Source organism: Psychrobacter sp. CAM01 (assembly GCF_032842965.1).
GTDB classification, from domain to species: domain Bacteria; phylum Pseudomonadota; class Gammaproteobacteria; order Pseudomonadales; family Moraxellaceae; genus Psychrobacter; species Psychrobacter celer.
In genome coordinates this window covers 202,255-209,825 of sequence record NZ_JAWJBL010000001.1, presented here as the reverse complement: position 1 = coordinate 209,825, position 7,571 = coordinate 202,255, and the positions used below count along the sequence as shown (strand labels likewise).

Genomic DNA, 7,571 nt, shown 5'->3' with positions numbered 1-7,571 from the left:
ACAATAGCACGATGGCACCACCTGATCCCTTCCCGAACTCAGAAGTGAAACATCGTTGCGCCAATGGTAGTGTGGCTCCGGCCATGTGAGAGTAGGTCATCGTCAGCTCCCTATACCCTAAAGCCCCCACAACAATGTTGTTAGGGGGTTTTTTTTTGTGGGTTAATATAGTGTACTCATGTCTTGATTGGCTACTAGTTATTATTCGTTCATTCCATTACACTATTTATAAAGTATATTTAAGCTGTTTAAAAGGAATGAAAATGACAACCTCAAAAGTAACCTATCAAGGCGACTTGCGTACCACTGCTATTCACTTGCAATCAAACAACGAGATAATTACCGACGCGCCAACAGATAACCAAGGTAAGGGTGAAGCCTTTTCACCAACTGATTTGTTAGCGACCAGCTTGGCAAGCTGTATGCTGACGATCATTGGGATTAAAGCGCGTGATATGAATGTCGACCTTGCAGGTACTACCGCTGAGGTGACCAAAGTGATGGCTGCTGATCCAAGACGCGTCAGTGAAATACATGTCGCGATCACTTTCAATAAACAGCTAGATGAAAAAACGCAAAAGATATTTCATAACACTGCGCTTACCTGTCCGGTTGCGAAAAGTATTCATCCTGATATCATGCAAAAGGTAACTATTAATTTTAAAAGTTGCTAAATTTAAACATTACTAAATTTAAACATTACTTGCTCTAATAACTGCTAATTGCACTAATTAGTAACCTTTATAGAGGTGATTCATATGGCTACCAAAACCTTGCTTATCGTCGCGCATGCACCATCACCCAATACCAAAAAACTAGCGCAAGCCGCTTATGACGGTGCCAATCACCCTGATATAGATACCAATGTCATTTTAAAGACGCCCCAAGATACGCAGCCTGAAGATGTGCTCGCAGCTGATGCGTTATTATTAGGTACGACTGAGAACTTGGCATACATGGCAGGACTGACCAAAGATTTTTTTGATCGCTGCTATTACCCTGTGCTAGAAGAGAAGCAGGGTATGCCGTTCGCGCTGTATATTCGAGCAGGACAAGATGGCACAGGAACCAAGCGGGCGCTGCAAACGATTACGACAGGATTACGCTGGGAGTGGATACAAGAAGCGCTGATTTTACAAGGCGATTGGCAAGAGGCGTTCACTGAGCAAGTCGAAGAGCTGGCAATGACATTGGTAGCAGGCATCGAGGCAGGTATCTATTAGGTCGTTGTAGTAAGTTATTATTGCTTATCTTCGTTATTGATATCTGTACTTGATGAAAACAGCATTATAAGGATGGCCGTAGTGTTTAATAGTGATTCAGATAATACGCAATCGATTGCTCCAGCGGGAGTGCCATTTTCGCAAGCGTGTGAAAATAATAAAGCGCCTATCTTAAACGTGCTACAAAAAGAGCTACAAGAGCATACTCATGTCTTAGAAGTCGGCTCGGGTACCGGTCAGCACAGCGTTTACTTTGCACCAAGACTGCCACACCTACAATGGCAAACCAGCGATGTAACTGATAATCATCAGGTGATACAAGCTTGGCATAATGCCTATCCCGCACCAAACCTGTATGCACCGTTGGCTTTTAACTTGTTAACAGATTCTATTCCAAAAACTAATACTGGCGAACCTTATGACGCTGTATTTACCGCCAATACCTTACATATTATTGCTTGGCCTTTAGTTGAGAGGTTGTTTGAGTTGGTCGGAGCAGCACTACCGTTAGACGGCAAGCTGATTGTTTACGGGCCATTTAACGAGAACGGACGCTATACCAGTGCAAGTAATCAGCAGTTTGATATCAGTTTGCGCCAGCGTGATGCTGGTAGTGGTATCCGGCATAAAGAAGAAATCATTGCTTTAGCCAACACTCACCATTTAATATTAATGACTCAATATCAGATGCCAGCGAACAACAAAATTTTGGTTTTTCAAAAAATAACCGCTAACTAAGTCAGCGGTTATTTGTGTTTTAATATCAGTATCAAGTTCTAACCAGTATTACGTAGTCCTGCCGCGAGGGCATTGATACTGCGAATCAGGGGATCTTCTACCGCCAGTTTATCAGTACTTTTAGCATCATTGTCATCAGGTTGGCGCATGCGCTTGAGTAGCTCGATCTGAATATAGTTGATCGGATCTAAGTAAGCATTACGCCATTGTAAAGACGCTGCCAGCTCTTGCTGCGTGGATAATAACGAGGTTTGCTCAAGCAAGGAGTTTAGGCCAGAGTGAGTAAGCGCGTGCTCTTGCTCGACGGCCTGCATGACCTGTGTGCGTAAGTGCTCATCTTTGCACAGCTGACTGTAGGCGTGGGCGATATTCATCTCCGATTTGGTAAAGGCCATTTCGATATTGCTGATAAAGGCGCTAAAAAACGGCCAGTTTTTATTCATCTCTTTCATCAATGCTTCGTTTTGTTTGACACTCTCTAATGCCGTACCCACGCCATACCACGCAGGAAGGGTAAAGCGGGCCAGTGACCAGCCAAACACCCAAGGTATCGCCCGAATGGTCGATTTGCTTGGCAAGCCTTTTTTGCGGTGGGCAGGGCGCGAGCCGATATTTAGCAAAGAGATCTCTTGTACGGGCGTGGCCTCGGAGTAAAACTGGTAAAAGCCTTCTGTATTATCCGTCAGTGCTCGATATTGCTGCTCACCAGCATCGGCCAAATCCGCAAACAGTGCTTCATAGCTATCGAGCTGGGCCGGCTGCGCTACAAAGCGTGATGAGCTGGCTTTTAGCGCGCCTGTGATGCCCATGGTTAGCTCAAACACTGCTGTATCTGGGTTGGCGTATTTGGCATAGAGCACTTCGCCTTGTTCGGTAAACTTGATTTGTCCGTTTAATGTACCAGCAGGCTGAGCGGCGATGGCCTGATGAGTTGAGCCGCCGCCGCGACTGACAGAGCCGCCGCGGCCATGAAACAGACGGGTGCTAATACCATATTGGTTGGCAATACGTGTGATGGTCTGCTGGGCGCTATACAGCTGCCAAGCCGAGGTGATAATGCCGCCGTCTTTAGAAGAGTCCGAGTAGCCCAGCATAATCTCTTGAATATTGCCTGAGTGCTCAAGTAGCTCGCGATACAGCGGGTTATCCAGCACCGTTGGCATGATTTTATCGATATTTTTAAGGTCTTCGATGGTTTCAAACAATGGCGCTACCGGCAAGGCGGCAAATAAGTGTCCGTCGTCATCGATACCAGATAAACCAGCAAAACGCATCAGCAGCAGTACTTCTAGCAGCTGACTGGCGTTATTGGTCATCGAGATCACGTAGCTGCCAAAGGTATCGTCGCCGACCAGTTTGCGTAGTTTGGCCACCGACTGCATCAATGCCAGCTGCTCACGGGTTTGCTCGCTTAAATTATCGGTATAAATCAGCGGCGTGCCTGGTTTTTGTAGCAAGCGGGTTAGCCACTCTTGGCGCTCTGCTTCGCTTAGCGCCTTGTAATCGGGCAAGTTGGAGGCACTGGCAAAAATATCGGCAATGACCTCGCCATGATAGCCTGAGTCTTGGCGAATATCAAGCGCGGCCAGATGAAAGCCGCAGGTTTTGATCAAACGGATGGTATCTAACAGTAGCCCTTCGGCATGGGCACTATCATGTGTATTCACGCTTTTGCGAATAAGGCGTAAGTCATCTAACAGTGCGGCCGGCGATAAGTACGCCTCTTTTGCTGCATTCTCGTCAGTGCCTTGACTTTGGATATGTTGGTTGGTCGCTTTTATTTTGGCAAGGATAAGTGACAACAATCTACGGTATGGCTCGTTATTATAATCATCAGGGTTATAACAAAACACCTGCTGGTCCAGCTCACTGTAATCTTGGATGCGCTCATAAATCTCGGGCGCGATGGTAACGATACTATCGCTATGAATGAGCTCGCGGCGCAGCTTTCGGATCAATACTTGATAATGGCGCAGCACCGTATTGGCGTGCATCAACACGGCCATTTCTGTGGTCTCATGAGTGACAAAGGGATTGCCGTCTCTATCGCCGCCGATCCAAGAGCCAAAATTAACAAAAGCGGGCAGCGCATAGTCACTAAGTTCCGGATAAATCTCCACGATTGCGTCTTTGATATTGCGATAGACTTTCGGTATGGCGGTAAAAAGACTGGCGTCAAAATAATGCAGACCATTATTAATCTCATCATAGACCAAGGGTTTACGAGTCCGCACTTCATCTGATGACCACAGTAGATCAATGGTTTCTGCGGTTTTTTGCTTTGCTTGCTCAAAGGCGAGACTGCCCTCAGGATAGGCACCCATGGCATCGGTGTGCTCGTATAGTGTTTGCAGAATATTCATCGTTGTACGGCGACGCGCCTCGGTAGGGTGCGCGGTAAAGACAGGGATAAATTTTAGCTGATCAATGAGCTCTTTGATTTGTTCAGGTTCGATCTGGCGCTCGCGGCATTCTGATAAAGTACGGCGAAAAGAGCCTTCCCAGCTTTGGTTGGACTCCGCGCGCATCACTCGCCGTTGCTCACGTAAGTAGTTTTCTTCAGTCAAATTTGCCAAAAAAAAGTAAATAGAAAACGCGCGAATGACGTTTTTTAGTGTTTGATTGTCTAGCGAGGCGATGAGCTCGATAAGTTGCTGTTTTTTTCCGTCGTTATGCTCGCGTCGCTCTTGGATAAAACCTTGGCGCAAGGTTTCGATAGTGTCTAAGGTCTGTTGGCCAGACTGGCGAGAAATGGCCTCACCTAAAAACGATCCTAATAAACGAATGCGCGCACGCAATACGTCGTTGTCTAATAACATAACTGTCTTCCTTGTCTATAACTAGGGAATATATCCAATAAAGCTTAGATATGGCTATTTTCTTACTTAACGAACAATACGCCCTAGACGGATGAATAAAGACGGCTCGTAAATACAGGTACGAACCGCCTTATACAAAGTAATGCATCAAGCCTTCTATAATGACTATAAGCAATGGTTATAACAATTTTGCTTAATTGAAAATCGGCGCTAGTGTTTACCACAGCTTTGATGTCGGCTGACTTTATTTTATGGCTGTCCTTATAATCTAACTGATAATAGGCCCGAACGCTATCGATATTCTTTGGCTAAAAAATCTATATGACATAGCCCTGAGCGTTAAAGATTTAGCAATATATTTGATGATAAGCAGGTGCTAATAGTTTGGGTAATTGGTTTAACCAAAAATCAACAAGCTTCACGATATATGTGACATAAATCGCGAAGTTTTTAAGTAAGATGAGTGATGAGCACCATGATTGGCATTGCTAGTGGTTGGCAATGCCCGCCGTAGTAGCAGTGAAAGAGCAGCCATAAAAAGTTAAATCATACGTAACCCATAAAATACGAATCGACAGTCGAAGTCACTATATAGGTACAAGGATACAAATACTGGGTTTACGCGCTTTGGATAGTCTCATCAGAGACTATTTCATTCATCAGCTAGGATATATTATGAAAAAGAACCTTGATCATACTGACCCCGCAAACAACATGAATACTGAACATGGTAACGGGGGAGAAACTCATCAGCGTGCAGACGATAATGGTAAAGTTTTAACGACGCAGCAAGGCGTTGCGATTTCTGATAACCAAAACTCATTAAAGGCAGGCGCACGTGGGCCAACTTTGCTAGAAGATTTTGTCCTGCGTGAAAAAATTCATCATTTTGACCATGAGCGTATCCCTGAGCGTATCGTCCATGCGCGTGGTAGCGCGGCACATGGTTATTTTGAGCTGACAGAATCATTAGAAGAATACACGACCGCCAAAATCCTTACAGAAACAGGGAAGCAGACACCTTTATTTACTCGTTTTTCGACCGTGGCTGGCAATAAAGGCTCAAAAGATACGCCCCGCGATGTCCGCGGCTTTGCGGTAAAGATTTATACCGAAGAAGGTAACTGGGATATCGTTGGCAATAATATGCCGATTTTCTTTATTCAAGATGCCATGAAATTCCCAGATTTGGTGCATGCAGTGAAGCCAGAGCCTGATCGCGGCTTTCCGCAGGCAGCATCTGCTCATGATACCTTTTGGGACTTTGTGTCATTAAGTCCTGAGACCATGCACAATGTCATCTGGCTGATGAGTGATCGAGCGCTCCCGCGTAGCTTTAGCATGATGGAAGGCTTTGGCATCCATAGTTATCGTTTGATTAACAAAGACGGCAAAAGTACCTTTGTACGTTTCCATTGGAAACCAGTAGCAGGTGTACAGTCGCTTACTTGGGATGAAGCGGTAAAAATATCTGGTGCTGACCCTGATTATAACCGCCGTGATATGTATGAAGCGATTGAGAACGGTATGTATTTTGAGTGGGAGTTTGGTGTTCAGTTATTCACTGAAGAAGAAGCCAATGAGTTTCCATTTGACCATCTAGATGCGACCAAGCTGATTCCAGAAGAGACGGTACCTGTGAAAATCATCGGTAAAATGGTCTTGAACCGTAACCCCGATAACTTTTTTGCAGAAACGGAGCAAGTAGCATTTTGTCCGTCACATCTGCCGCCTGGTATCGATTTTAGTAATGATCCTCTACTACAAGGTCGTCTATTTAGTTATCTTGATACCCAGCTGTCGCGTTTGGGTTCGCCAAACTTTGCGCAAATCCCTATTAATGCGCCAAAATGTCCGTTTGCCAATAATCAGCAAGACGGCCATATGCAAATGCAAGTCCCCAAGACGCGTACCCTCTATGAGCCACAAAGTCTGGATTTAGATCGTCCACGTGAAAGCGTCAAAAAGGGCTTTGAGTCTTATGCAGAGCGCTTAGATGATAATGTAAAAGGCCGTATTCGCGCGGAGAGCTTTGCAGACCACTATAGCCAGCCGCGTATGTTTTATCGCAGTCAAACCCCAGCTGAGCAGGCACATATTGCGACGGCCTACGCATTTGAGCTGGGTAAAGTAGATACTCCTCATGTACGTACCCGTATGCTCGGCCACCTGCTGCATATCGATGAAGATTTGGCCAAGCGCGTGGCAACTGCCTTGGGTATGGAGTTGCCAGAGCCTGCTGATGCGGCAGCGCCTGTACAAGACATGGCGACATCAGAGGCTGTGCAGACCATCGGCCGTACGCCTAAGAGCTTAAAAGGACGATTGGTGGGTATCTTGGTCGCCGAAGGCTCTAAGCATAGCGAGATTAAAAAGTTCGAAGATGCGGTCAATGCTCAGGGCGGGATGGTAAAAATCGTTGCGCCGAGTAAAGAAGTGAAACTAGATGATGATACTCGCATACAAGCTGAAGAGCGCGTAGCAGGGGCGCCTTCGGTATTCTTTGATGCGGTGGTCAGTATCATCATGCCAGAGCAAGCCAAGAAACTAGCAAAAGACAGCTCGACCTTAGATTGGTTTACTGATGCTTATGTACATTGCAAAGCCATTGCCTACTGCGAAGCGACTGAAGAATACATTTTAAGTAAGTTACCAGTAGAAAAAGACAGCTTTGTCACGCCTCTTGCTGACTTAGATGCCTTTATCGAAAACGCTAAGTCGCGTCTGTGGGAGCGTGAGCCAAAGGTTCGTGACCTTGCATAGTTGACTGATACGGTATCAGTTTTTATCT

At 45.7% G+C, this 7,571-nt stretch carries 5 protein-coding genes and 1 rRNA gene; 5 read left to right on the top strand and 1 reads right to left on the bottom strand.

Going from position 1 to position 7,571, the window contains the following annotated elements:
• From rrf to R0I52_RS00940, 4 genes are all read left to right on the top strand, one after another.
• A 5S ribosomal RNA gene (gene rrf, locus R0I52_RS00955) occupies nucleotides 1-108 on the top strand; the annotation flags it as partial.
• Between the two features lie 155 nt (nucleotides 109-263).
• Nucleotides 264-674 (top strand): OsmC family protein, encoded by a 411-nt coding sequence (locus R0I52_RS00950; RefSeq protein WP_317052768.1) that lies wholly within the window; start codon nucleotides 264-266, stop codon nucleotides 672-674.
• Between the two features lie 84 nt (nucleotides 675-758).
• On the top strand, nucleotides 759-1,223 hold the full coding sequence (locus tag R0I52_RS00945; RefSeq protein ID WP_317052767.1) for a flavodoxin family protein: 465 nt from the start codon (nucleotides 759-761) through the stop codon (nucleotides 1,221-1,223).
• An 81-nt stretch (nucleotides 1,224-1,304) separates the two neighbouring features.
• On the top strand, nucleotides 1,305-1,961 hold the full coding sequence (locus R0I52_RS00940; RefSeq protein ID WP_317052766.1) for a DUF938 domain-containing protein: 657 nt from the start codon (nucleotides 1,305-1,307) through the stop codon (nucleotides 1,959-1,961).
• A 38-nt stretch (nucleotides 1,962-1,999) separates the two neighbouring features.
• Here R0I52_RS00940 and ppc read toward each other — a convergent pair whose 3' ends face one another.
• On the bottom strand, nucleotides 2,000-4,780 hold the full coding sequence (ppc, locus tag R0I52_RS00935; RefSeq protein WP_317052765.1) for a phosphoenolpyruvate carboxylase: 2,781 nt from the start codon (nucleotides 4,778-4,780) through the stop codon (nucleotides 2,000-2,002).
• Nucleotides 4,781-5,455: 675 nt separating this feature from the next.
• On the opposite strand from ppc, the gene R0I52_RS00930 reads away from it, so the two are divergent.
• Nucleotides 5,456-7,543 (top strand): catalase, encoded by a 2,088-nt coding sequence (locus tag R0I52_RS00930; RefSeq protein ID WP_317052764.1) that lies wholly within the window; start codon nucleotides 5,456-5,458, stop codon nucleotides 7,541-7,543.
• Nucleotides 7,544-7,571 lie beyond the last annotated feature (28 nt).

Excerpts from the sequence above, each read along its gene's own strand:
- R0I52_RS00945 (WP_317052767.1), top strand. The coding sequence starts at position 759 with ATGGCTACCAAAACCTTGCTTATCGTCGCGCATGCACCATCACCCAAT.
- R0I52_RS00930 (WP_317052764.1), top strand. The coding sequence starts at position 5,456 with ATGAAAAAGAACCTTGATCATACTGACCCCGCAAACAACATGAATACT.
- ppc (WP_317052765.1), bottom strand. The coding sequence starts at position 4,780 with ATGTTATTAGACAACGACGTATTGCGTGCGCGCATTCGTTTATTAGGA.
- R0I52_RS00950 (WP_317052768.1), top strand. The coding sequence starts at position 264 with ATGACAACCTCAAAAGTAACCTATCAAGGCGACTTGCGTACCACTGCT.